The 23,383-nt window shown below is 60.8% G+C and carries 18 protein-coding genes and 1 pseudogene; 2 read left to right on the plus strand and 17 right to left on the minus strand.

All coding sequences use genetic code 11. The annotated features are described in order from the left end of the window. Positions 1 to 106: 106 nt before the first annotated feature. From GC425_RS04060 to GC425_RS04080, 4 genes are all read right to left on the minus strand, one after another. Complete coding sequence (locus GC425_RS04060) at positions 107 to 388, minus strand: WXG100 family type VII secretion target (RefSeq protein WP_151842128.1); 282 nt, start codon at positions 386 to 388, stop codon at positions 107 to 109. 87 nt (positions 389 to 475) lie between these two features. After that, positions 476 to 763 (minus strand): WXG100 family type VII secretion target, encoded by a 288-nt coding sequence (locus GC425_RS04065; protein ID WP_151842129.1) that lies wholly within the window; start codon positions 761 to 763, stop codon positions 476 to 478. 1,894 nt (positions 764 to 2,657) lie between these two features. Beyond that, a complete protein-coding gene (locus GC425_RS04075; protein ID WP_151843735.1) occupies positions 2,658 to 4,034 on the minus strand; it encodes a type VII secretion-associated protein in 1,377 nt (458 codons plus the stop codon). After that, positions 4,031 to 7,213: an FtsK/SpoIIIE domain-containing protein gene (locus GC425_RS04080; protein WP_151843734.1), complete on the minus strand. Its 3,183-nt coding sequence runs from the start codon at positions 7,211 to 7,213 to the stop codon at positions 4,031 to 4,033. The genes GC425_RS04075 and GC425_RS04080 overlap by 4 nt, the downstream gene beginning before the upstream one ends. Before the next feature lie 311 nt (positions 7,214 to 7,524). On the opposite strand from GC425_RS04080, the gene GC425_RS04085 reads away from it, so the two are divergent. Together GC425_RS04085 and GC425_RS04090 are read left to right on the plus strand one after the other, a co-directional pair. Beyond that, complete coding sequence (locus tag GC425_RS04085) at positions 7,525 to 8,661, plus strand: EsaB/YukD family protein (protein ID WP_151843733.1); 1,137 nt, start codon at positions 7,525 to 7,527, stop codon at positions 8,659 to 8,661. Beyond that, positions 8,658 to 9,437 (plus strand): annotated as a pseudogene (locus GC425_RS04090) (S8 family serine peptidase); the annotation flags it as partial. The gene GC425_RS04085 and the pseudogene GC425_RS04090, both read left to right, overlap by 4 nt. Positions 9,438 to 9,652: 215 nt before the next feature. Here the strand turns inward: GC425_RS04090 and GC425_RS04095 are convergent. The 13 genes from GC425_RS04095 to secY all read right to left on the minus strand — a co-directional run bounded on the left by GC425_RS04095 (position 9,653) and on the right by secY (position 23,315). Further along, on the minus strand, positions 9,653 to 10,900 hold the full coding sequence (locus tag GC425_RS04095; protein WP_151843731.1) for a type VII secretion protein EccB: 1,248 nt from the start codon (positions 10,898 to 10,900) through the stop codon (positions 9,653 to 9,655). A 1,167-nt stretch (positions 10,901 to 12,067) separates the two neighbouring features. Continuing rightward, positions 12,068 to 14,425, minus strand: a complete 2,358-nt coding sequence (locus GC425_RS04100; RefSeq protein ID WP_151842136.1) for a DUF6541 family protein — start codon at positions 14,423 to 14,425, stop codon at positions 12,068 to 12,070. 5 nt (positions 14,426 to 14,430) lie between these two features. After that, positions 14,431 to 15,342 carry a tRNA pseudouridine(38-40) synthase TruA gene (truA, locus tag GC425_RS04105; RefSeq protein WP_151842137.1) on the minus strand — a complete coding sequence of 304 codons (912 nt, stop codon included), beginning with the start codon at positions 15,340 to 15,342 and terminating at the stop codon, positions 14,431 to 14,433. A 134-nt stretch (positions 15,343 to 15,476) separates the two neighbouring features. Beyond that, positions 15,477 to 16,025 carry a 50S ribosomal protein L17 gene (gene rplQ / locus GC425_RS04110; RefSeq protein WP_151842138.1) on the minus strand — a complete coding sequence of 183 codons (549 nt, stop codon included), beginning with the start codon at positions 16,023 to 16,025 and terminating at the stop codon, positions 15,477 to 15,479. 47 nt (positions 16,026 to 16,072) lie between these two features. Further along, positions 16,073 to 17,086, minus strand: a complete 1,014-nt coding sequence (locus GC425_RS04115) for a DNA-directed RNA polymerase subunit alpha (protein ID WP_151842139.1) — start codon at positions 17,084 to 17,086, stop codon at positions 16,073 to 16,075. A gap of 96 nt (positions 17,087 to 17,182) precedes the next feature. After that, positions 17,183 to 17,788 (minus strand): 30S ribosomal protein S4, encoded by a 606-nt coding sequence (gene rpsD / locus GC425_RS04120; RefSeq protein ID WP_151842140.1) that lies wholly within the window; start codon positions 17,786 to 17,788, stop codon positions 17,183 to 17,185. Between the two features lie 25 nt (positions 17,789 to 17,813). Beyond that, positions 17,814 to 18,218, minus strand: coding sequence for a 30S ribosomal protein S11 (rpsK, locus tag GC425_RS04125; protein ID WP_151842141.1), 405 nt, complete (start codon positions 18,216 to 18,218; stop codon positions 17,814 to 17,816). Then, positions 18,218 to 18,586, minus strand: a complete 369-nt coding sequence (gene rpsM, locus GC425_RS04130; RefSeq protein WP_151842142.1) for a 30S ribosomal protein S13 — start codon at positions 18,584 to 18,586, stop codon at positions 18,218 to 18,220. Before rpsM ends, rpsK begins: the two co-directional genes overlap by 1 nt. A 208-nt stretch (positions 18,587 to 18,794) precedes the next feature. Continuing rightward, positions 18,795 to 19,016 (minus strand): translation initiation factor IF-1, encoded by a 222-nt coding sequence (gene infA, locus GC425_RS04135; protein ID WP_005519800.1) that lies wholly within the window; start codon positions 19,014 to 19,016, stop codon positions 18,795 to 18,797. Between the two features lie 158 nt (positions 19,017 to 19,174). Continuing rightward, entirely contained in the window at positions 19,175 to 20,380 is a 1,206-nt protein-coding gene (locus GC425_RS04140) for a dicarboxylate/amino acid:cation symporter (RefSeq protein WP_151842143.1), read from the minus strand. Positions 20,381 to 20,542: 162 nt separating this feature from the next. Next, entirely contained in the window at positions 20,543 to 21,337 is a 795-nt protein-coding gene (gene map / locus GC425_RS04145) for a type I methionyl aminopeptidase (protein WP_151842144.1), read from the minus strand. A 110-nt stretch (positions 21,338 to 21,447) separates the two neighbouring features. Next, positions 21,448 to 21,993 (minus strand): adenylate kinase, encoded by a 546-nt coding sequence (locus GC425_RS04150; protein ID WP_151842145.1) that lies wholly within the window; start codon positions 21,991 to 21,993, stop codon positions 21,448 to 21,450. Beyond that, positions 21,990 to 23,315, minus strand: coding sequence for a preprotein translocase subunit SecY (gene secY / locus GC425_RS04155; protein WP_151842146.1), 1,326 nt, complete (start codon positions 23,313 to 23,315; stop codon positions 21,990 to 21,992). Before secY ends, GC425_RS04150 begins: the two co-directional genes overlap by 4 nt. Positions 23,316 to 23,383: the final 68 nt, after the last annotated feature.

Genomic DNA, 23,383 nt, shown 5'->3' on the forward strand with positions numbered 1-23,383 from the left:
CCCCACCCGTGACGCCTTCTCACCTCTCCGGCGTTGACGTCACGTCCGTGGGGCCGCTGCCCTTACCACGAAGAACAACTAGTTAGCGTGTGTTCGATAGCCCTCCTTAAGCCCAGCTTCGCGCCGCGCTCTGGTTAATCTCGCTCATCCGGTCGTTGGCTTGACGCACTGCTGTGGACACCTGCGCCAGGATCTGGTTGAGTTCCGCTGCGGCTTTATCCCATTTTGCTTGGGCTGCGTTGTAGGACTCGGCTGCTTCTCCTTCCCATTCGGCAACGAGTGGCTGCAGCTGGGACTTGAGGTCTCCCAAGATGCGGTCGATGTTTCCGTTGGTTCGGTTGATGTCATCGGCGGCTTGCGCGATGGTTCCAAAGTTGTAATGGATCATGTATCCCCCTAGGTGGTTGAAGTGTCACAAGTGTGACAGCGTGGTGTAGCCGTTGAAGGCTGCGGCCACAACGGTGGCTGGCGACGTTTAGCCGTTGAAGGCTGCAGCATTGGCCATTTCCGTGTCGTCGAATGCGTGTGCATTGGCCCGAAGGTTGTCAGAGATGCTCATCAAAGCCTCATTCAGTTCGCGTGCAGACTGGTTCCAGCGCTCCATCAGGCCTTGGAATGCGCCTTGCGCTTGCCCCTTCCATGCGCCTGACACGCTGTCCACCACGTTTTGCAGACGGCTCAGTTCGCCTTGCACTTCCCCATTGATGTTGTCTACGTTGCTTGCCGCCGAGGTCATGGTGGCGACATCAGTTTTAAAACTCATCAGGTTCCCCCTGCTCTTGTTGACGTGAGTCTTGTCATCGTGACTGTTGTGTGTAACGAGCAAACGCGTCACGCGGCGTTTGTCTCCCTTTGTTAGACTCCGGAAGCCCGCAAAAGGTTCACACTTTTTAAAAAATTTTTTGCTGCTACCCCCTCTGCACAGCTCAACCCCTCCCATTAAACACCCCTGACCTGGATAAACAGAACTAACTCCTTATTCACACGAGCGCTACACCAATGCTCGAAACGAGCAGTACATCGCGGACGCCGCGCTAGCCAGGTCGGCATAAGCATCCAGGATCAGTGAAGCCCGAGCGTGGCTAAGTTGGCATTGCACCATCGTCACGTTCGCACCTTCTAACACGAGTAGCTCAGCCGCGACGTGCCGTACCCCATGGACGGTGCCCCTCGGGAAGCTCGGGTCAACGCACAACTCGCGACTACCGTACGTTCCTTATATATTTTGGAGTCCCGACGTGGATGCGCGAGCCGACGATGACCGCTACTCTCCCCACAAGGGAAAATTCCAAAACAATGGAAAGACAGGAAATCGATTAGTGAGATTGCCATCCGTGCCGCTTTCCCTGTCCCCAACAGTGCGAATCATATCGAGATTGTATAATTCACTGATCCGCTTCGAGAAAGCACTTTCACAAGTTGTTTGAAAGTGCAGATTACGTCTTTGTCTCTGGTTATTTTTTGTACGTGACATGGGCCACATGATGCCTTGCTTGAGTTGGAGGCAGACATGACTGGTCTCGACTGGGCGCAGCCTTCGGCTTTCTTCTATTTTTTAATGCTTGCCATGAGCGGTTGGATGGTTTTTAACGGGAGAGCCAGGACGGTTGGCGTGCCAAGCCTTAACGTCCTCGGCGTCCCAAAGACGGGTTTTTCCGAGAATTGTGGCCACATAAGCAGGAGTTCGGTGATTGGCGCTGTAGTTACGCCATGTTGCAGGCGTGATGCCGACGTGGTCTGCACAGTCTTCACCTGTCCAGAGTTCCCGCCCGGTATCAGCATCCATAATGATAGGGCGCATTAGCTGGCTACCTTTTGATTGCGGTCGATGGCGTATCCGACGGCAAGGAAGGCGGGAATGAAGAAAGCAGAGGCTCCAGCCAGTGTCATGATTGTGGCTGCACATGCCCCGAGGAGTGTGAAACGCATGATTAGCGTATCCTTTCGCGTGTTCTGGCGGGAAGCCCCCTCCCAGCTAGACCTTGCGGGTGGGGACTTCTTTATTTATTCCTGGTATCTAGAAAAATGATGACTGCGACTACCAGCGTCAGCGTGGCTGACAATATAGACACAATTCACATTGTTAACTTCCCTTTATAGCGCGCTTTACTCTGCGCGACAACTAGCATAACATGACATGGCGTCATACGTCAACTGGGCATGCCAGACATTCTTGCTAAAAACAGCAGCAATACAAGCCATACAAAATGTTCTAATAGCGTCAATATGGAAATCCCTGAAAGAAATAGGCGCGATCACAATCCAAACCACCTACTCTACATCTCAACAGTGAGAGTCCTATCCTGATTGCCAGATTCATCGGTCTGCTCTGAACATGAACATTCAAAAGCTGTTTGAAAGTACCGATCACTTCTTTTCTCTGCTCATATTTTTGTACGTGGTGCGAGCTATGCGGCTCCTTGTTTGAATTCAAGACGGCCATGACTAACCTCGTCAGGGCGCGGTATTGGACACGCCAGAGTTCGCGGCCGGTGTCTGCGTCGGTAATGATGGGCGCATTAGTTGGACTTGGTGCTACCTGTTTGTTCTTATGCTCGGCCCATGGGTTCGGCACCTCTCTCCCCCAAACGCCCTCTCTTCCTCATGCATGCTGACCAACGCACGTAGTGCAGCGCCCACCACCAACGTCAGCGCGATCATGTCCCGGCGCGATCCAGACGTTCCAGGCGTGCGGTGTCGATCGCCTGCTGGCATGCTTTCCCCCGGGCATCCGCCACGCGTGGAGGCACGTCCCCGGTGTCTCGGATCTGGCAGCCCACGGACATTTGGTGCCCGTCTACCAGCCGAACGGTCCATTGCGTGTGCGACGTAGGGTGCATTTCCTTGTACGCGGCTGGGGACACCCCCACCACTTCCAAGTCACTTTTCCCGGTATCGCGCCTGGCCTTTTCAATCGCGGTGAGCACCGCCTGGTCCAGTTGCTCTTGCGACTCCACGGGTGCCGGCGCCGCCGCTACCAGGATGCGCATGTCTGGATCATCCGACATGAACTCTTCCCGTCCCTGGGTAGCGCCCACGCGCCGCCAACCTGCTACGTCGATGGCCACGGGAATGGCTGCACGTTCTGCCGCTGGTGCCGGGGCGTTGTCCCCTGACTTGCGATGCTCTTCAAAGGCTCGCTTTTCTGCCGATGGCGGATGCTGCTCCTTCCCCTTACCGTTCCCCTGAGTTGCGGCCTGCTGCTGTGCTGCTGCGCTCGGCGCCGCGGACGACGTGGACGTGCCAGACCTTCCTGCACTACTATCCGACGCCGCCTCGCTCGCCGTAACCTCTCGAGTACTACCGGGCAGGTATATCGCAGCTAAGCCTGCGAGGCTCACCAATGCGATAGCGGCGGCAGCCAGCACAAACTTCTTAGACACCCGCGAACCAACGTAGTCGCCCCATGCTCCAGACTCTTCCTGGTCAGGCTCCTGATACTCCTCCTCTTCACGTCCGTGCTCCCGTTCAAGTTCTATCTCGCGCAAGTCAGCCAGAATCTCACAGGCCTCTGACGGGTCCACTTTCCTCGCGCGGAACCCTCGCTGTCGAAGGAAGGCAATAATTCCCTCGGCCGCCTCGGTGTCCTTCGTCACCAGGATGTCGGGTTTATCTAAGCCCAGCCCCCAGGGGAAGGCGTTGCGTGGTGCCGGCGGATTGACGCTGGCCCATTCCTTGTTGGCTTCTCGTTGGGCAGCAACGTCTTTCACCAGAACGAGCAGTTTCTCGAGGCGCCTCATACTTAAGCCGGTAGCCCTGTACGGATAGTCCACCGCGCTGTACTGGCTTGCCCCGGCATCCTCTCTTACCGCGTCCGCCAGGGAGTTGTCACCGCGTGTGAACGTTAAATAGCCGGGTTGCTGCATCTCCGCGGATCCGGTTGTGCAGTAGCCCGTGGACAGATCCGTGACTTCCATTCCATGCAGCAAAATGCCTGATTCCTGAAGGCTCATGGCTTGCGCAATGATGCTGGTATGTTCCAGGCTCGGTGGCTTCACTTTTATCTGCATGCGCTGTTTGATGCTAGGTCTCATCTCTCCCCCTCCTTCGTGCACTCGTGCCCGTCGGATGCCTCGGCCCCATCGGGAGTAATGACATGAACCACCCACGGCTCAGAGTGCACATACATTGCCCTACCGGGCGGACGCTTTTCTAATCGTTGGCCTGCAATCGGGCCATCTTCCCGTGGTGCGGACAGCAACAACCAGGCTGTCTGGTCACGGATTGCCTGCATGAGTGGTTGAAAACTGCTGCGTTGGAAGGGCCCGGAACGGCGAGCGAGAACCAGGTGCAGGCCAATGTCTGCGGCGTACGGCAAGACCGGCAACAGCACATCCAGACCGGGGTCTGTATCCGAATCGTCAACCACCACGAACACCTCAGGGCCGGACCACCACGACCGTGCAGCTAATTGTTCGCTACTCACGTCGGGCCCTGGAATCCTCTCCCTCAGGATGTTCATCCAGTCCTCGACGCACTGCCGGAAGTCCTGTGCCACCATATATCCGTCGATTCCTAGCAGTCCTCGCCGAGCATCCGTAGCGATCACCGCTGCCTCCGGATCACGGGCACGAATGCTGTTCACCACGCTGCGTAGCGTTGTTGTCGCTCCCGCGCGAGACTGTCCTACAGCCACGAAATGTGGAAACTCCATCCAATTCCATGCCACGGGTTCCAGCCGCGGGCCGCCGATGGCGAACGCATGTGGCGCAGCAGCCTCGCGGGTCGTGATGCGTTGTGGAAGCACTCTCATGGACAACTCTTCGTCCTGGCGCCCATGACATACCTGACGGACGTGCTCCACATCCTGAGCAGTGCTGCATGCTATCTGTACGTGCTTTCCCCGATGACTCACTCCCCGGCCGGGAAGGTCAGGCAAGCTCTTCTGAGCATCGCGAAACACCGAGTCCAGTGGTGTCATGCGCAGCTCCATCTGCCCTGTCAGCACATCCCGGAGGCTGGGGCGCAGGTTCCATCGCAGGCTGGTCACCACCACATGCAGTCCCTTCTCAAGGCCGGTTGTGGCCAGCGTGATGAGACGTTGCTCCTCGTCACCGACTTGGTCGATCCCATCGATGACCAGCAGGCGCGCACCCGTGGTGTGCTCCATCTCATCCAGAAGACGGCTGAGCCCGTTTGCCCCAACAACGGCCGCAACCTGAGGAATCCGCGCAAGATCGCGCAGCGACCCGCCCGGATCGAACACATATATGGCCAGGCCCGGAGTGCTCAACGCGAGTCCGAGGACAAGGCTGCGCAGCGTCATCGTTTTGCCCGATTGCGGCTGGCCAACGATGGCCCAGTGGCGTCGATTGATGTCAATGTCATAGGTGGGTTGCAGCCCCTCGAACGGGAGATCCTCACGGCCAATCCGGGCGATGCCCGGCGCGACGGGCTCCATAACTTCGTGGGCGTGCAGCGTCTCCGGCAGAGGTGGCAGCCAGACCGGGTTGTGGTTAGGGCCTTCCAATTGCTCGACCACCAGATCCAAGGTGGTGGTCTCCGCGGTGACTGTGCTTCCCAGGAGTTGCACCAGGCGCTGGTCACGCGGAAGCTCCGGTCCCGATACGTAAGCCGATTGAAAGCGGATCGTGTCCTGTGCGCTGAGGATGGCCGCGCCCGGTGTGGGCGGAAGCTCATAGGCAGCAGTGCTACCAATCACCGCTCGCGATTCCGCCGCCGAAAAGGTGCGCAAAGCGATCCGATAACTAAGGTGTGATTCCAGGCCACGCAGGCGTCCTTCTTCCAGCCTCTGGCTCGCCAAGAGCAGATGCATCCTCAGCGAGCGCCCCAGGCGCCCGATGGCTGCAAACACATCCGCAAACTCCGGACGGGCATGAAGTAATTCTGAAAACTCGTCCACAATGATGAACAGGGCGGGCATTTTCCCAGGAAATGCTTTATTGAATTCAATGGCGGTGGGCATCCCGGCGGCACGGAGCCGTTCTTGGCGCCGATGCATCTCTCCCAGCAAACTGTCTTGCATGCGATCTACCAGGGTGGATTCTTCCGACAGGTTGGTAATGACCGCCGAAGTATGGGGAAGCCGTTCCAGCCCCATAAACGTGGCGCCACCCTTAAAGTCCACCAAAATGAAGTTCAATTCCTCCGCGGTGTGATTGTGGGCAAAGCTCACCACCACACTCTTCAAAAACTCCGATTTACCACTTCCGGTAGCCCCGATGCACAGTCCATGGGGCCCAATTCCCCCGAGTGCGGATTCCTTAATGTCCAGGTACACCGGGGAGCCGCTAAAACCAATCGGCGCTCGCAGATCTCCGCCCTGCAATTCCAGCAGCGAGGTGCTTGATCGCACCGTCGAGCGGGACCGGCAGATCTGAGCCAGTTCCACCTCGCTGAGCTGATCCGCCACCCCGAATGGCGCCCAACCATCAACCGTCCAGGCGCTTAACACACACCCCTCGTCCTCACCGGTGACGTGCAGGTAGAGCCCCTGTGCGATGGCCGTGTTCACCCACTCTGGGCTGGGATCCACCACAACGGACCCCGCCGTCACCGGAGTTTCCCCGGAACAAAAGCGCACTGTCCGCGGCCCGTCGTGCGGCAGCCACTGGTCATAGGGCCCCGTCACCGTCAACGCATCCGCGTCCTGCATCGCTACCTGCGCCTGCATCGCACGCGCCAGCCCGGCCGCACCGTCCCCCACCATGACAACGCAATGGAACGACGCCAAGTCCACGCTCACCGGAGCCTCAATAGTCGAATAGCGAATCGCCAAGTCACGTAGACCCATCGCACTGACCGGCTCTAGATCCTCCGGCGGGTCGTTGACCGGTATCTCTAAGATCTCCTCGGGAGTCTGCACGGCCATGCCTAGCCTCACGACTCCTGGCTCTGCGGTGACCTCCGTCCCCGTGTGGATATACGACCACAGGGTATGAGGGTTGGGGTGTGCGGCCTCCATCTGTTGACGCTGCAGCTCGTGTTTTCGTTTAAGGCCGTCCGTGAGGGCGTCGATATGACGATGGAAGGATCGACGGATTTCGTCCACGTTGCCCCCAGGCGTGAACATCATCGCCATGCTGCCCAGCATCATCAGCGGAAAGATGAACGTCATGGGTGAGCGTCCGGCTCCAGACAGGACCATGGCGGCGATCATGCCCACCACGGCCACGAGCATGACCGCAGGCATCAGCAAGCGGATGAATGGCTGCTTATCTTTCGGCAGCGTTGGTGGCGCTTGAGTCTGCATCGATGTTCCCCCAATCCAGCGCGGCACACAGCGTGTTGGGTGTGGCGTATCCCTCCCCCGAGGGGCCATCACCACCGTGCGCGACCGCGCTCATGTGCTTTTCAGCTTGCCATGGAACATCATGTTTTGCCAACAAAAAATTGAACGCTCTCATTTGCGCTGGTCAGGTCCATAAAAGTTGACCGCGAATGCGAATGTAGGACGTGCACGCTACGCTATGACTCACACGCACACCACGGGGGTGTGCTACATACCAACGCACCAAGGGGTGGTGCGTTGCATCCAGGGATCATTCAAGGGAGGGATTGCCCATGCTTGCCGTGAGCATATCGGTGCCTCGTCGTGGCACCACCATTAATGCTGCAGTAGCCGACCACATACCGGTCGCAGAACTCATACCGCACCTCGTGGAGGACATCACGCCGGGCGAACACTGGGTTCTCAAACGGGCGGTGGGAAGCATACGGCCTGAACACACGCTGACGGATGCGGGAGTGATACCGGGTGAGGCGCTGGAGTTAGATATTGCGAGCGCGCCCGCTCCTCCGGCCGAGGCGGTCGAGGAGCTCAGCGGGCCGATTGCCGACAACCCCGCGGTGTGGATCGTCGCCGCTATCGCAGCGGTGGTGACGTGGCAGGTCGCACCACTGTGGCACCCTGTGGACTTCTACAGCCCCGGGGACTGGGATCAATCACAGCTCCTCACTGTTGTTGTTGGTGCGATAGCCGCGCTGGGCCTTGCTGCCGCGAGCTTGCATGACCAGCGCTTTTCGTGGATCGCCCCCATCGTTGCCTTCGGAGTGGGTCTGCACATTAACGTGCTGTGCGGATGTGTGGCGGCAGCTCTGATGGTCTGGCGTGCAGGGGCGGCACGCGTCATCACATGCACGCTGATGCTGGCGGCAGTCATGAACTTTTCGCCCGGAGTGACCCTGGTGGTGACCCTCTTTGCGCTGGCATACGCCGGGCAGATCGCCATTGCGATCCAGAAGATCAAGCTTCCCAAGGTCCCCGCGACAGGGATCTTCAGCGAGCCGGTGCACTCTTCTGCTGGTGCGGTGGTGGACGTCCATTCTTCACTGATCAGCGCGTTATGCGTGGTGATCTGTGCCTGCGTGGTGCAGATAGCGCCGTGGAAGGCTCCCCTAGACGGCTGGACCATGGCACTCCTGATCGCGGTGGCTCTGCTGGGCGTGACGGCGCGCGGCACGCGCCCCGTTCATGCGGTGGCCGTCAGCACAATGGCCGCCCTCGTGGGGTTGTGGTTGGCGCTCCATAGCCCGGCCGGGGTACTTCTCCTGGGGTTGGTTGCACTTCCGGCGCTACGCGTTAACTCCCCGATGGTGGGAAGAATCATTGACTGGGTAGAGATGCTGGCCTTTGCCCTTGCAGTTCCACTCGCTCTGCATGCCACCGGCGTATTTGGTCTCATTAGGGGCATCGGATGAGTAACACCTGCCAAGAAGGACTCATCGGCCCAGAGATTCCGGTGGATCACAGCGCCACGGACACCACCCCCGGTAGCGGCCATGATGTGCCCATAGCCGTGATTGATACAGGCTCTGCCGCGCCTGGGGTCAGTGGCGATCGGGACTTCTGTATTCTCCACGGCAGTGCCGTGGCCAGTGTGATTCAGCAAGTAGCTCCCGGCGCGCATATCGCCTCGTTCCTCCACTCGGATTCGCCCGAGAGAAGCGAGGGCACGGTGAGCCATCTCGTTGCGGCGATCGACGCAGCCCTTGCAGAACCGCATCCGGCCCGCATCATCAATATCTCGATGGTGGCCTGTCAAGATACCGTCGAGCTACGCGAGGCGATCACACGCGCTCAATCCACAGGGGCGTTAGTGGTCGCATCCACAGGAAATACGGGTCAGTGCGAGGAAGACCAAGTGCCCTATCCAGCGTCCTTGCCAGGAGTGTTGGCAGTGGGAGCCGTGGACGCTCGCGACAGCGCGAACCACGTCTCCGATACCGGACGGGTCCCCGCGGATTACAGCGTCGCAGGGCCGTGGGCCATGCTCTACGCCAGCGGAGGCCCCGTCAGTGCCCGCGTGGAAAGGGATCCCGAGAAAGAACCCGGAGCGGTCACCACCTTCGTGGGCTCACCAGATCCCTTCATAGGAACCAGCTTCGCCACGCCCGTGGTCTCCGGCACGGCGGCCCGAGTGTGGGAGATACTTCCCCAGGCCACGGCGGACACCATCACGGCAATCCTGCTGGCCACAGCCTCGCCCGGTGGCGCCGCACCGGGCATGCAGCAGCCCATCAAAGTGGTCGATACCCAAGCCGCAATCAACGCAGCCCTGCAGCTGCGCGAACAACAACTCGCTACAGATATCTCTAGCGTGGACACACACGCAGTTCCACAGACCTACGCAGCGGTGCAGCCGCTGCCGCCCACGGTCACGGGGGTTGCCTTCACACCGGAGGCCACCAGCTACATCGTCCCGGTATCCTTAGCGGTGCTGCTCTCGCTGGTGGTCATCGCGCTGATCGTCTGCCGCGCAGTGGTACCACTCAGCAGGCCAGCGTCCGTGAGTCCTGCGATGGTCCGCCACGGCACACCCACAGGGTCCTTAAAACCTAAGGCCGACAATTCTTCGGAGGTGCCTACGGAATAGCGAAGCCCGGCGTCGTCGATTAAGAACAATCCACGCTCCGTGACCACAGGGGAGGTTCCGCGTGGCCCCACGAACCCAGAGTCCGCCGCCGCACCCTCCGGGGCAGGCAACACAGCCGTGCCCTGCCGCCCCGCACACGGCAGCGAGGAGGAATCGTAAGGAGCAGACGCCCAGTCGCTCGCGCGAACATCCTCGCGCGGGACAAACGGCCACACGTCTGCGCCTGGCTGCGCCACCACATCCGCAAGCGCCACTGCACGGGGCGGGGCGGCGCTCAGCCCCTCGGCATAGGCTCGCTGTGCGCCCTTCAGCTCAGCAACACCACCCGGCGCGGTCATGAACACGCGGCCGCCGGCGTTCAGCAACACGCCCGCCTCGTCAAACGGCGCCGGCAGCCCCGTTGGCCCCTGTGGCAACAGCGATGGATCCTTCAGATCGTATTGCTTCAAGAATCCCTGGTTAACGGCCACCGTATCCACGCCCAACGCCCTGGCCGCCGACGGGTCCACCAAGGTGCGGCTTTGCCCATTGAGCAGCCAAAACTCCTGCCCAGCGGTCGCCACTGCCACGCGACGAGTGTGCTCGTGCGCCTCAGCCTCCGGAATCGCGTGGACGCTCACCAGCTCCCCCTGACCAGAGCACAGAAACCACGAGCTCTTCTCCGCCTGATCCAACCCCGGCACATGCCCCACGCCCATCGGTGCGCCATGGGGAGCCGACGCCAACTGATCGGCCGTGGACTTCGTGGCATCCACCGGCGCGCCGAGCACCAAGCGCGCGCTCGCCACATTGGTGATCGGGTGGTACGTCTCCCCCAGGCGCACGTGCAGACCCCCGAACTCATCCGCCACCAGATCCCCGTCCAAGGTGGGCTTCGGTTTGAGCAGACCCAGCATCACCGCGCCACCCGCGATCAGCAGGCTCATCAACAGCCCCACCGCCAAGGCCCGGCGCTGGTTGCGCAAAGGATCATGCGCCATGCGCGCATCACCAATCACCAACGCTAACTCCAGGCGCCTCAACAAAAACCCAAAACCGGAGACCTGAATACCGGTGGTACGCATAACGTTCTTTCCCCCTCGCAAAGAATCAACCTGCCGTGTGCCCCCGCACACGGTGCAGCATGCTTTCCATCATGTGTGCACTCGTGCCTTAAACCATGTGTGCACTCGCGCCTTTAGCATGCCACATCTCTAGACAGTAGTCGATAGTTTTGTATAAGATATAGCTATTGGGGGTTTCACATCTAAGTTTCGCGCTCAAGCGCCACAGATCAGAGCCACATGCACAAGGGGGACGCATGCTTTTTCTATCTCTGTTCATCATGCTGCTCTGCGCCGCGGGGACAGGCTGGCTCCTTCTGCGCACGCGCACTGTCCAGCGCAGCGAGCACCAGATCTTCTACGTGTGGGCGGTGGCCACCTCCACGTTAAGTTCCGCGCCCGTGGCACACATTGATGGGAACCACTTCGCTCAAGGGCTCGGCCTGGATGCCTCTGACCTACGGCATTCTTCTGTGGTGCACCATCCTTCGGAGTCGCTGCAGCAGTCTGGCGGGGCGGTCAGCAGGATTGCCCACCAGCGCAGCACCACCGTGGTAGCCGTTTCTAGCGACTACGCACACCGAGTGCCCTTCGCCGCGGCGGGCTGCGGGGTGGTCGCCCTTCCCACGTCTACGAAACCCACCGTGTGGATGAAGGGTCTGCCCGCCGAATGGACCATCCAGCCACTACCCGCGCTCATCCTGGGGGTGGGCTCCACCGGCCACTCGATGGGAATCAACGTAGTCCCCGGAGCGACCGTGGTCATCACGGGCGATCCCACGATGCTCGACGCCTGCATGGCCGCCATCCCCTGGCCCCACGGCACCGTCAGCATTATCCGTCGATCTCCGCACCCCACCGATCCTTTTCCCCCGACGCCCGGCGCGGCGCCCCACACCAGCCTTCGTCAACACTGGGAGGACGCGTGGGATCCCCACACTATGCGCGTCATTCTGACCACGGAACCGCTGGACAACGAGATCCCAGAGCATTTCGTGACCACCACGGTCACGCTGGTGGACAGCACCCTGGGGCACTCCACCATCAACAGCCACGGCTCGCGCATGCACTTTTCCTGCGACCTGCGCCCCACCGCGCCTGCCACACCAGTCAGTGAGCCCGCCGCGCCTGCCGCGCCAGTCACCGAGCAGCCCGCGATGCCACATGCCGAGGAGCTCCACTCCCCCGCTAGTGCTCAGCCCCGTGAGGCTTCGCCGGCGCAGAGTTCACCGCATCGGGAGCCTGCACGGGCGGATGCGTGGGCTTTCGCGGGGAGTCCTTCACCATCTGATCCAGTTCATCCTGGGTGAAGTGGGCGTTCACCGCGTAGATGTAGAGCGCCCCGTCTTGGTAGATCGGGGTGACACCCGGGGCGTCGTATAGGAACGGCCCCTGGCCGATGATGTCCTTTTGCCAGGACCAGAAGTGCGGCGGCCCGAACACGATGTAGTTGACGTTTAATTCGTCCACGGCCTTATCCACCGTGTTCTTGTAGTCGGAGCGATCGCCCTCCAGCCCCTTGGCGGAGCGACCCTCTGCCAGAGCGGCCTCCGCGGGCGAGCCAGGCACCGGCGGCATACCCCGGCCCAGGACGTCCGGGTGCCAGTACAGCAGCGTGGTTGCGGACTCCTGCCCCACCGACGGGAACAGGTAGTGGCGGTGCAGCGCAGGCAGGCCATTGTAGGCATACATCCAGCCGCTGCCTTCGTCGGGGTTGTTCAGGATCAGCCCGTCGTAGGCCTTGGGCTGTGTCGCCAGCCAATCGAAGGCACGCAGGTCTGCCGTGTCCACCATGCGTGGATCGTAGGCCGAGGCGAGGAGGTGGTCCATCCCTACGGTCTTGTCCTCCTGGTGCTGCGGTGGAATCTGCGCCCCCACCACGAGGGCGAGCACTGCCCCCACGGTCACTGTAGAAGCCACTAATGGTGGGATGCTCTGACCGTTCTTCTTCACCGCCGTAGGAATGATCTGGAACACCAGATGGAACACGAAGCCCACCGCACCGGCAGCGAAGACGATCATGAGGATGGCCACCGGCATCACCAGGCGGTGTGCCGAGTTGTAGTGCAGGGCGCCTACCGCAGAGGCCATAGCGCCCAGCGGATCCGCGAAGCTCCTCACCGCATCCACCGCAATCACCGCGAAGATCAGGAACACGGCCAGCGGCCACAGGTTCCTGCGCCACGCCAGCAGGATCACGGCACCGATCGCTGCGGCCCACAGGAACCACCAGTCCACGCCGTATTCCCACGCGTGCCGGGTCTGGAGGTACAGGATCCTCATCCAGCTTCCCGTGCGTGTGGTGTCCGATTCGCCCGTGTTGAACTGGCTGACCTCGCTGGTCTGGTTGGACCCCACCAGCAGCTGGGGCAGGAAGATAGCCACGGCGCACAGTCCAGCCCCGGCGATGTAGAGCGTGGCTCGCAGCCGGGACACCACCGGCGCCAGGTACTTGTTCGTCACACCCCAGCTGGCGTCCGACTGCCGGCGGAGTACTCCCTCGCCCAGCCACCACACAGCCACGAACAACACGATGTGCGTGATCGGCGCTGGATGCATCATGCCCACGCCAGCCAGCGCCACCGCCGCCGGCACGATCATGCGCGGGCTGGACGGGATGCGGCAGAACAGCCAGATAACCGGCCCGATCAGGGACATCGCGGAGGCATAGGGCCACATGCCCACATAGAAACTGACGTAATACAGCGGCAGCACACCCGCTGCGATGATGGGTGCGAGGAACGCCGCCACGGCCGTCCCCAACCCCGCCCGACGCGTCGCTCCGCGCACCATCAGCCACGCCAGAAGGGACACCGTCAGCGCGATCCCCACCGCCGGCATCACCTTCGCCCCAATGTTCACGGCCGCGATAGGACTAATATCGGTGGCTTCCCGGAACATGAACACCATGGTGTGCCACGCCGCAGGGTAGAACAGCTGCGCTTTCGTTTCCACGTTCTGCAGCTCGCCCATGTGCGTGGAGCTGGCGGTGTGGGTCTCCATGATAAAGCGGATGGTGGAGACGTGCCATTGACCGTCCCACCCCTGGAACACGCTCTCCAGCCCGCGCGGCGTGTTGACCATGGAGTTCAGCCCGCGCGAGATCATCAGGTAGGCACCGGAGACCACGCCGAGAGCGGGCAGCAGGGGCCGACTCACCGTGCGCAGCGTTGCCATCCAATCCCGCGCCGGCTGTGGTGATGTCCCTTCTGAATCCGACGCCAACTCACCCGCCTCACCCAACTCACCGCCGCCGGTGGCTCGCCGTGCCCGTGCGGCGCGCGCGGCACGCCCGAAGAACACCTGCCAGCCCAGCATCAGCAGCACCACGACCGCGGTTCCGATCCAGGCGCTGAGCTGCGTAAACGGAATACCCAGCGCGCCATACAGCGCAGCGAGACTGCCCCACACGCCGGCCGTCACCGGCAGCGCAGCCACCAACGCGCGGTGCGGTTTCAGCCCCGCGGCCATGGACAGCAGCGCGCCCGGAAGCGCCCACACTAGCAGCGCTATGAGCACCAGGTGCCACGTCGGTTCAAGAGCCACTGTGTCTACTCCCGTTCTTCTCTGCCTGTGTCTGCGCCAGCTGGGTCGGTCTCAGCCGCAGCGCTGTCGCCGAGCTCCGCCTCACTGCGCATCGCGCGGGTCGCGCGAGCCCTCGCGGCAAGGTCCTCATCGGCAGGATAATCCACCTTCACCAGATTCAACCCCTCAGCCGGCGCGACAGGCACCACCGAGCTACGCTGCTTCTCCCCCATCAACTCGGCGGCGAAGCCCACGTCTCGTTTGCCTTCGCCGACGGTCATCACTGCCCCCACCAGGGAACGGACCATCGACCAACAAAACGCATCAGCGGTGACGTGCGCTTCGTAGGTCTGAGGCTCGGCGTCGGTCGATACATCCACCCACTCGAATCGCTGCAGTTCGCGGATGGTCGTTGCCCCCTCCTTGGCCTTGCACAGGGCGGCGAAGTTCTGCAACCCGAGCATGGCGTTGCTCGCCGCCTGCACCTTGTCCAGATCGATGGGTCGACGCCACCGCGCCGTGTCCCTCACCCGCACCGGAAGAGGCCCGGCCGGGTGGGTCGTGAGCCGGTAGATGTAGTGGCGGCGGAGGGCAGAGAAGCGGGCGTCGAATCCTTGAGGGGCGCGAGTGGCGCTATGCAGGCGGATATCGTGGGGCAGCATGCGGGACAGACGGCGGACCAGGTCTTCCGGGCGGGTCAGGGAACGTTGCTCGAACGCACTGGTGGGAAGGTCGACGTGGGCGACTTGGCCGTTGGCGTGAACGCCGGCGTCGGTGCGTCCGGCCACCACCAAGGTCACGGGTTCGCGGACCACGAGGGAGAGCTTCTCTTCGAGCACGCCAGCCACGGTGCGCAGGCCGTGTTGCGTGGCCCACCCGTGGAAGTCGGTGCCATCGTAGGCGATGTCCAGGCGGACACGAAGGGACGGTGAAAGCATAAGGGTTATTGTACGGCGCACGTCATACATGCACCAAGGGCGACCGCCCTGTCTCACGGATGTCGTGTGACGGGTGGTCGCCCTTGGGCAAGACAGGCCCGTGGGTCTCACGGGGCCTTCACAGCTTCAGAGAATTACTTCTCTTCTGCCTTCTCCTCAGCGTCAGCCTCAGCAGCTTCTGCTTCGGCGTCGGCGTCGGTAGCGATGTCAGCCTCTACTTCTGGAGCCTCCTCAGCGGCGGTCTCCTCGGCCTTGGTCTCCTCAGCCTCTGCAGCCTTCTTGGATGCAGCTGCGCGGGTGGCGCGCTCAGCCTCGGTGGAAGCCAGTGGCTCGGTCACCAGAGAGATCTGGGAAATAGGGGCGTTGTCGCCCTTGCGGTTCTCCAGCTTGATGATGCGGGTGTATCCGCCTGGACGGCCTTCGAACTTAGGAGCCAGCTCGTTGAACAGGTAAGCAACAACTTCCTTGTTCGTGATCAGCTTGGCAACGTTGCGGCGATCAGCCAGGGTGCCACGCTTGGCCTTGGTGATGATCTTCTCAACGTATGGACGCAGCAGCTTGGCCTTGGCGTCCGTGGTCTTGATGGCGCCGTGCTCAATCAGCTGAGCTGCGAGGTTGGCCAGGATCTTCTTCTGGTGGGAAGCAGAACCGCCAAGGCGGGCGCCCTTCTTTGGGGTAGGCATGTGTTCTCCTCGTGTGGATGTTTAGGTGAGCGCGTGTAAGTGAGCCTTTACTCCGCGATGTCCTCGCCCTCGGTGTCGATAAACTCGCCGGTCTCGGCGTCGTAGCCTTCGATGTCGTTGATGTCGAAGCCTTCTGGGGAATCCTTCAAAGCCAAGCCCAAGCCAGCCAGCTTGACCTTCACTTCGTTGATGGACTTCTGGCCGAAGTTGCGGATATCCAGCAGATCGGACTCCGTGCGGGCAGCCAGTTCGCCCACCGTGTGGATCTCTTCGCGCTTCAAGCAGTTGTAGGAACGCACGGAGAAGTTGAGGTCCTCGATAGGCATGCCGTAGGCAGCGACGTGCTCGCTTTCCTGTGGCGATGGGCCGATCTCGATACCTTCTGCTTCGTAGTTCAGTTCCTGTGCCAGGCCGAACAGCTCCACCAGGGTCTTACCTGCGGATGCCAGGGCATCGCGGGCGGTGATGGAGTTCTTCGTCTCCACGTCGATGATCAGCTTGTCGAAGTCCGTGCGCTGTTCCACACGGGTTGCTTCCACCTTGTAGCTGACCTTCAGCACTGGGGAGTAAATCTGGTCGACAGGAATGCGGCCAATCTCGTTGGAGGCGCTGGCTGCAGGGACGTAGCCGCGGCCACGCTCAACAACCAACTCAATGTCCAGCTTGCCCTGCTCGTTCAGGGTGGCGATGTGCAGGTCTGGGTTGTGGACCTCTACACCCGCTGGGGTGGAGATGTCTGCACCGGTGACTGCACCGGCACCTTCCTTGCGGATGTACATGGTGACAGGCTCATCGGAGTCGCTGGACAGAACCAGGGACTTGATGTTCAGGATGATGTCTGAGACATCTTCCTTCACGCCTGGGATCGTGGTGAACTCGTGGAGTACACCTTCGATGCGCAGGGAGGTCACCGCTGCTCCTGGGATGGAGGACAGCAGGGTACGGCGCAGGGAGTTGCCGAGGGTGTAGCCGAATCCTGGCTCCAGTGGCTCGATGACGAACTTGGAACGGGAGGAATCGATGTACTCCTCGCTCAGCGCGGGACGCTGTGAGATAAGCATTCTTGAAGTGCTCCTTTGTCGACGACCGCTATATGACGTCGGTAGAAGTTTATCGCCACCGGATGGTGACAACGGGTGCGAAGTGAAGAAAAACTCTTACTTCGAGTAAAGCTCGACGATCAGCTGCTCCTGCAGCGGAATATCGATCTGAGCGCGCTCGGGCAGCTTGTGCACGAGGATGCGCAGGGTAGATGGTACGACCTGCAGCCAAGCAGGAACAACAGCGTCAACCAGGCGCTCCTGTGCCTCTTCGAACCACAGCATGGAACGGGACTTCTCGCGAACGTCCACGATGTCGTACTGGGATACCTTGAAGGAAGGTACGTTGATCTTCTTGCCGTTCACGGTGAAGTGACCGTGGGAAACCAGCTGACGTGCCTGGCGGCGGGTGCGTGCCAGACCTGCGCGGTAGACCACGTTGTCCAGGCGGGACTCCAGCAGGATGACCAGGTTGTCACCGGTCTTGCCTGGGCGACGGTTGGCCTCGGCGTAGTAACGACGGAACTGCTTCTCCAGCACGCCGTAGGTGTACTTTGCCTTCTGCTTTTCCTGCAGCTGCAGGAGGTACTCGGACTCCTTGATGCGAGCGCGACCAGCCTGTCCTGGAGGGTATGGACGGCGCTCGAAGGAGCTGTCGCCGCCGACGAGGTCGACGCGGAGGCGACGGGACTTGCGGGTAGCTGGGCCGGTGTAACGAGCCATTGTTTAATCCCTATCCTTTCTTGTCTTAAACGCGACGACGCTTCGGTGGGCGGCAACCGTTGTGTGGCTGAGGGGTGACGTCAGCGATGGTGCCAACCTCAAGACCTGCAGTGGACAGGGAACGGATGGCGGTCTCGCGGCCGGAGCCTGGACCCTTAACGAAAACGTCAACCTTCTTCATGCCGTGCTCCATTGCCTTGCGGGCAGCGGACTCTGCAGCCAGCTGTGCGGCGAATGGGGTGGACTTGCGGGATCCCTTGAAGCCAACGTGGCCGGAGGATGCCCAAGAAATCACAGCACCGGATGGGTCCGTGATGGACACGATGGTGTTGTTGAAGGTGGACTTGATGTATGCGTGGCCCTGGGCCACGTTCTTCTTGACGACGCGACGGCCAGTACGGCGTGCGCCGGAACGAGTCTTCGGAGGCATTACTTCTTCTTTCCTGCGATGGTCTTCTTAGGACCCTTGCGGGTACGAGCGTTGGTCTTGGTGCGCTGGCCACGTACGGGCAAGCCGCGACGGTGACGCAGGCCCTGGTAAGAACCGATCTCGATCTTCCGACGGATGTCAGCCTGGATTTCGCGACGGAGGTCACCCTCAACCTTGAAGGTGTTCTCGATAGCGTCACGCAGGGCGGTAACCTGCTCGTCGGTCAGATCCTTGGAGCGCAGGTCAGGAGAGATGCCGGTCATGTCCAGCAACTGCTTGGAACGGGCTGGGCCGATTCCGAAGATGTAGGTCAGTGCGACCTCCATGCGCTTTTCGCGTGGGAGGTCCACACCAGCAAGGCGTGCCATAGGGCAGTTCCTTCCGGTTTAGCGGCGGTTTTCTCCACACTCATCCCCTGCCCTTGACAGCATGCTGGTCGTTTCCAGCTCACTGCAGTGCCATGCACTAACCTGCATGTGATGCGTCAAGGGAGAGGCTCCGGCCGCCGCGGCCAGAGGTGTTGCACACCGGGACTGTGTTCCTCTCCCGGCGTTTGGATGTGTGGAGGCTTACGTTTTACTTGTAGCGGTAGACGATACGTCCACGGGTCAGGTCGTATGGAGAGAGCTCCACAACCACTCGGTCCTCTGGGAGGATGCGGATGTAGTGCTGGCGCATCTTGCCGGAGATATGTGCCAAGACCTTGTGGCCATTGTCCAACTCAACACGGAACATCGCATTTGGTAGGGGCTCGACGATGCGGCCCTCAACCTCGATGGCGCCTTCCTTTTTTGCCATAACCTCAAACGTTTCCCCAGCTCAAACCGCTGGATGGGTGATATCTTGCTACTGGTTCACTCCGTGCGCATGTGCCCATGCAGGCCATACGGTGGGTGCACCAGCGATCAACATTACACGCGACCTGCAGAAACATCAACTTCGCGTGGTGCCCGCGGTTAGTTCTGCGCGAGCTCGGCAGGCTTCTCCGCCTGCAGGTCGCCCTTGGCCAGCTTGTTGACCACCATCGCGATGGCGCCATCGCCGGTGACGTTGCAGGCCGTTCCGAAGGAGTCGATGGCAATGTAGGCGGCGATCATGATCGCAACCTGACCCTCGTCGAAGCCCAGGTTGGACTGCAGCAGTCCCACGGCCGCCATGATCGCACCGCCCGGCACACCAGGGGCTGCCACCATCATGATGCCCAGCAACAGGATGAACCCGATGGCCGTGCCAGCGGACACCTCCGAACCAGACATGAACACCACCGCGAAGGCGAACAGGGAAATCTTCATCATGGAACCGGACAGATGAATCGTGGCGCACAGCGGAATTACGAAGTCCGCGACGGAATCGCTCACACCGTTGCGCTTGGTGGACTTCAGGGTGACAGGGATCGTCGCAGCAGAAGAGGAGGTACCCAGAGCCGTGAAGTACGCAGGCAGCATGTTCTTCAGTGCCACGAAGGGGTTACGGCCGGACAGTGGAGCTGCGATCAGGTACTGAACCAGCAGCACAACCCACGTCATCACGATCGCCAGCACCAGTACCTTGGCGAACTGGGACACGGTCTCCAGCAGCACGCCGTTCATGCCCATGGAGAGAAACACACCGAAGATGTAGATCGGCAGCAGCGGGATGATGAACGCCTCCACGACCTTCATGATGACGTCGCGAAGCTCCACGGAGGCCTGGGTCAGCGTCTTGGTACCCAGCGTTGCCATGGCAATACCCACGGTGAACGCCAACAGCAGCGCGGGCATCACTTCAAATGGAGCGGGCATTTCCACGGAAAAGTAGGGAGACAGAGCAGCCTTGTCAATGTCGCCTGCTTCCATCAGATCGCTGGTGGCCAGCAGAGTGGGGTACAGCGCCTGGGACAGCAGGTAAGCTGCTGCACCGGAGATGATGGTGGACAGGTAGGCCACGCCTGCGGTCACGCCCAGCCACTTACCCGCGCCCTGCCCCAGGCTGGCGATAGCCGGAGTGATCAGGCCGAAGATCAGCACGGGAACGAAGAATCCCAGGAAGCCGGAGAACAAACCGTTGAAGGTCACGAACACTCGGGCCAGCCATTCAGGGAAGAACAGGGAGCACAGGCAGCCCAAGATAATTCCAACGATGATCTTGAACAACAGTGAATTAAAGATGCGGTTACCGCTCATAGTGGATAAGTCCCATGGGCACTCTGGGCCAGCTCATCGACCACGGAGGTTAAGCTGGCGAACTTGAAAAACGTCCCGCTTAGAATACTCCCCTTATTCGCCACAACGAAAGTTTTCGGCAAAAGAAACTCACCCTTGCCGCCCCTGGGTACCTCCCGCGCCCTACACGCGCGGCGTGAGAATCCGCGGCCCACCCGCCGTGGCTGCCACGGTGTGCTCCCAGTGGGACGCGAAGGTGCCGTCCACGGTCACCACTCCCCACTCGTCATCCAGCACCCGCGAGTCCGCGGTGCCCAGCGCCAGCATCGGCTCGATAGCCAGCGTGCTTCCCTCTTGGATCACGGGCCCACGCCCTGGCCTGCCCTCGTTCGCGAGGTACGGATCCTCATGCATGGTCTGCCCGATGCCGTGGCCGCCGTAGCCGTCCACGATCCACAGATCCACCCCGAACTTCACTTCGGCCTTACTCGTGGCTTCTTCCAGGGCCCAGGAAATATCGGTCAGGCGGTTTCCGGGGACCATGGCTTTGATCCCTTGGTGCAGCACCCATTCCGTAGCCTCGTTCAGCAGCCTATGTTCCTCGGCAAGTTCACCGATGCCGAACGTCCAGGCCGAGTCCCCCACCCAACCATTCAGCGTAGCGCCGCAGTCGATGCTGACCAGGTCGCCCTCTTTAAGGATCACGTCAGCACTGGGGATGCCGTGCACGATCATGTCGTTGACACTGGAGCAAATAGAGCCAGGAAAACCTTGGTAGCCCTTGAAGGTCGGGGTGGCGCCGGCGCTGCGGATAACGTCCTCAGCGATGGCGTCCAGGTCAAGGGTGCTCATGCCCGGCTTCGCCGCGGCCTTCACCGCCTGCAGCGCCTGGCCGACGATCTCCCCCGCCGCCTGCATGCTGTTCAGCTGCTCTGGGGTCTTGGCCGGGATGGTCTTTGTCTTCTTGCGAAATCCCATGATGTCCCTACTGTCTGTGTTGTTGATATTTTTATACGACGCCAAAAGCCCCACATTCCGCACTGTTCACGCAGGATGTAGGGCCTTCGATTTGCTTGGGGCGACGCGCCTTACTTATCGAGAGCGTCCAGAGTTGTCGTGGAGATATCTTCCACGGTGCCTTCGGCGTCGATATTAATGAGGATATCCTCGTAGTGGTCGATCAGCGGCGCGGTCTCGTCGCGGTAGACGGACAGGCGCGTGCGGATCGTGTCCTCGTTGTCGTCGTTACGGCCGCGTGCCAGCATGCGCTCCACCACAACGTCCTCGGAGACTACGTAGTTCACCACGGCGTCCAGCGCTTGTCCGGAGTCCTGCAGCATCTCTTCCAGCAGCTCGGCCTGCTCGATGGTGCGGGGGAAGCCGTCCAGCAGGAAGCCGTCGGCGGCGTCCTCCTCGGCGAGGCGGTCGCGAACCATGTTGGCGGTCACGGAGGTTGGGACCAGCTTTCCAGCGTCCATGTACTCCTGTGCCTGCTTGCCCAGGTCCGTGCCCTGGGAGATGTTGGCGCGGAATAGGTCACCGGTGGAGATGTGTGGGATCTTCAGGGAGTCGGAGAGCAGGGATGCTTGGGTGCCCTTGCCAGCACCTGGAGGGCCGAGAAGTACTAGTCTCATTTCAAAAATCCTTCGTAGTTTGCTTGCATGAGCTGGGACTCAATCTGCTTGATGGTGGTCAGAGCCACGGACACCATAATCAGGATCGCGGTACCACCAAATGGCATCTGCGAGGACTGACCACCGCCGATGCCCATGTGCAGCAGCAGGTTCGGCAGTGCGGCGATCAAGCCCAGGTAGATGGAACCGACCAGCAGCAGGCGGTTCATCACGTAGCCAAGGTATTCCGCGGTGGGGCGACCCGGGCGGATACCAGGGATAAATCCACCATACTTCTTCATGTTCTCCGCTTGGTCATACGGGTCGTATTGCACGGACACGTAGAAGTAGGAGAAGAAGATAATCAGCGCGAAGTACACCGCGATGTACTGCCAAGCACCCGGATTGGACAGGGTGGCGATGACGTGGCGGTTCCACCAGTTATCCACGTTCGCATTGGCCGGATCATTGGACTGAATGATCTGGGTGATGAGGATCGGAACAGTCAGCAGAGAGGAGGCGAAGATCACAGGGATCACTCCACCCTGGTTCACCTTCAGTGGCAGGTAGGTGGAGGTCTCACCGTACTGGCGACGGCCGATCATACGCTTGGCGTACTGAACGGGGATGCGGCGCTGGCCCTGCTCGATGAAGACCACGCCGATGATGAGCAGCAGCACACCGATCACCACGGCGCTGAAGGTGAAGCCGCCGGAGGTGTTCAGGATCGTCATGCCCTGGGCCGGCATGGAGGTGGCAATACCGGCGAAGATCAGCAGGGACATACCGTTACCGATACCGCGCTCGGTGATCAGCTCACCCATCCACATCACCAGCACGGCACCGGAGGTCATGACCAGAACCATGACCACCAGGCCGAAGATGCCCACGTTGTCCTTCAGGACGGGGATCCCCTGACCCAGCAGCTGCTTGCGGTCAGCCAGCGCCACAATGCCTGCGGACTGCAGCATGGCCAGTCCCACGGTGAGGTAACGGGTGTATTCCGTCATCTTCGCCTGGCCGGTGGATCCTTCCTTCTTCAATTGCTCGAAGCGCGGGATCACCACAGTCAACAGCTGCACGATGATGGACGCCGTAATGTATGGCATGATGCCCACCGCGAAGATGGACAGCTGCAACAACGCACCACCAGAGAACAGGTTGATCAGCGAGTACATGGAGTTCTGGCTGGTCAGATCCTTGATCTGCTTGGTGATGTTTGCGTAATCCACACCAGGGGTTGGAATCTGTGCGCCCACGCGGTAGAGGATGATCATCGCAAGAGTGAACAGCAGCTTCTTGCGGAGATCAACATCTTTGAACGCCGAGATAATGGCGGACAAACTGGCCTCCTGAAAACGCTGTGCCTTGCCACGCGGCACAGATTGTTAACGTTCCTCACCCTGTCAGT

Origin of the sequence: Corynebacterium sp. zg254, from assembly GCF_024701495.1 — a bacterium.
Lineage (GTDB): Bacteria > Actinomycetota > Actinomycetes > Mycobacteriales > Mycobacteriaceae > Corynebacterium > Corynebacterium zhongnanshanii.

Coding starts and splice junctions, on each gene's coding strand:
- GC425_RS04150 (WP_151842145.1), bottom strand. CDS start 21,993: ATGAGACTAGTACTTCTCGGCCCTCCAGGTGCTGGCAAGGGCACCCAA.
- rpsK (WP_151842141.1), bottom strand. CDS start 18,218: ATGCCTCCGAAGACTCGTTCCGGCGCACGCCGTACTGGCCGTCGCGTC.
- truA (WP_151842137.1), bottom strand. CDS start 15,342: ATGCTTTCACCGTCCCTTCGTGTCCGCCTGGACATCGCCTACGATGGC.
- GC425_RS04080 (WP_151843734.1), bottom strand. CDS start 7,213: ATGCAGACTCAAGCGCCACCAACGCTGCCGAAAGATAAGCAGCCATTC.
- rplQ (WP_151842138.1), bottom strand. CDS start 16,025: ATGCCTACCCCAAAGAAGGGCGCCCGCCTTGGCGGTTCTGCTTCCCAC.
- rpsM (WP_151842142.1), bottom strand. CDS start 18,586: ATGGCACGCCTTGCTGGTGTGGACCTCCCACGCGAAAAGCGCATGGAG.
- GC425_RS04140 (WP_151842143.1), bottom strand. CDS start 20,380: ATGAGCGGTAACCGCATCTTTAATTCACTGTTGTTCAAGATCATCGTT.
- GC425_RS04095 (WP_151843731.1), bottom strand. CDS start 10,900: ATGCGTACCACCGGTATTCAGGTCTCCGGTTTTGGGTTTTTGTTGAGG.
- map (WP_151842144.1), bottom strand. CDS start 21,337: ATGGGATTTCGCAAGAAGACAAAGACCATCCCGGCCAAGACCCCAGAG.
- GC425_RS04075 (WP_151843735.1), bottom strand. CDS start 4,034: ATGAGACCTAGCATCAAACAGCGCATGCAGATAAAAGTGAAGCCACCG.
- GC425_RS04115 (WP_151842139.1), bottom strand. CDS start 17,086: ATGCTTATCTCACAGCGTCCCGCGCTGAGCGAGGAGTACATCGATTCC.
- GC425_RS04065 (WP_151842129.1), bottom strand. CDS start 763: ATGAGTTTTAAAACTGATGTCGCCACCATGACCTCGGCGGCAAGCAAC.
- infA (WP_005519800.1), bottom strand. CDS start 19,016: ATGGCAAAAAAGGAAGGCGCCATCGAGGTTGAGGGCCGCATCGTCGAG.
- GC425_RS04085 (WP_151843733.1), top strand. CDS start 7,525: ATGCTTGCCGTGAGCATATCGGTGCCTCGTCGTGGCACCACCATTAAT.
- rpsD (WP_151842140.1), bottom strand. CDS start 17,788: ATGGCTCGTTACACCGGCCCAGCTACCCGCAAGTCCCGTCGCCTCCGC.
- GC425_RS04060 (WP_151842128.1), bottom strand. CDS start 388: ATGATCCATTACAACTTTGGAACCATCGCGCAAGCCGCCGATGACATC.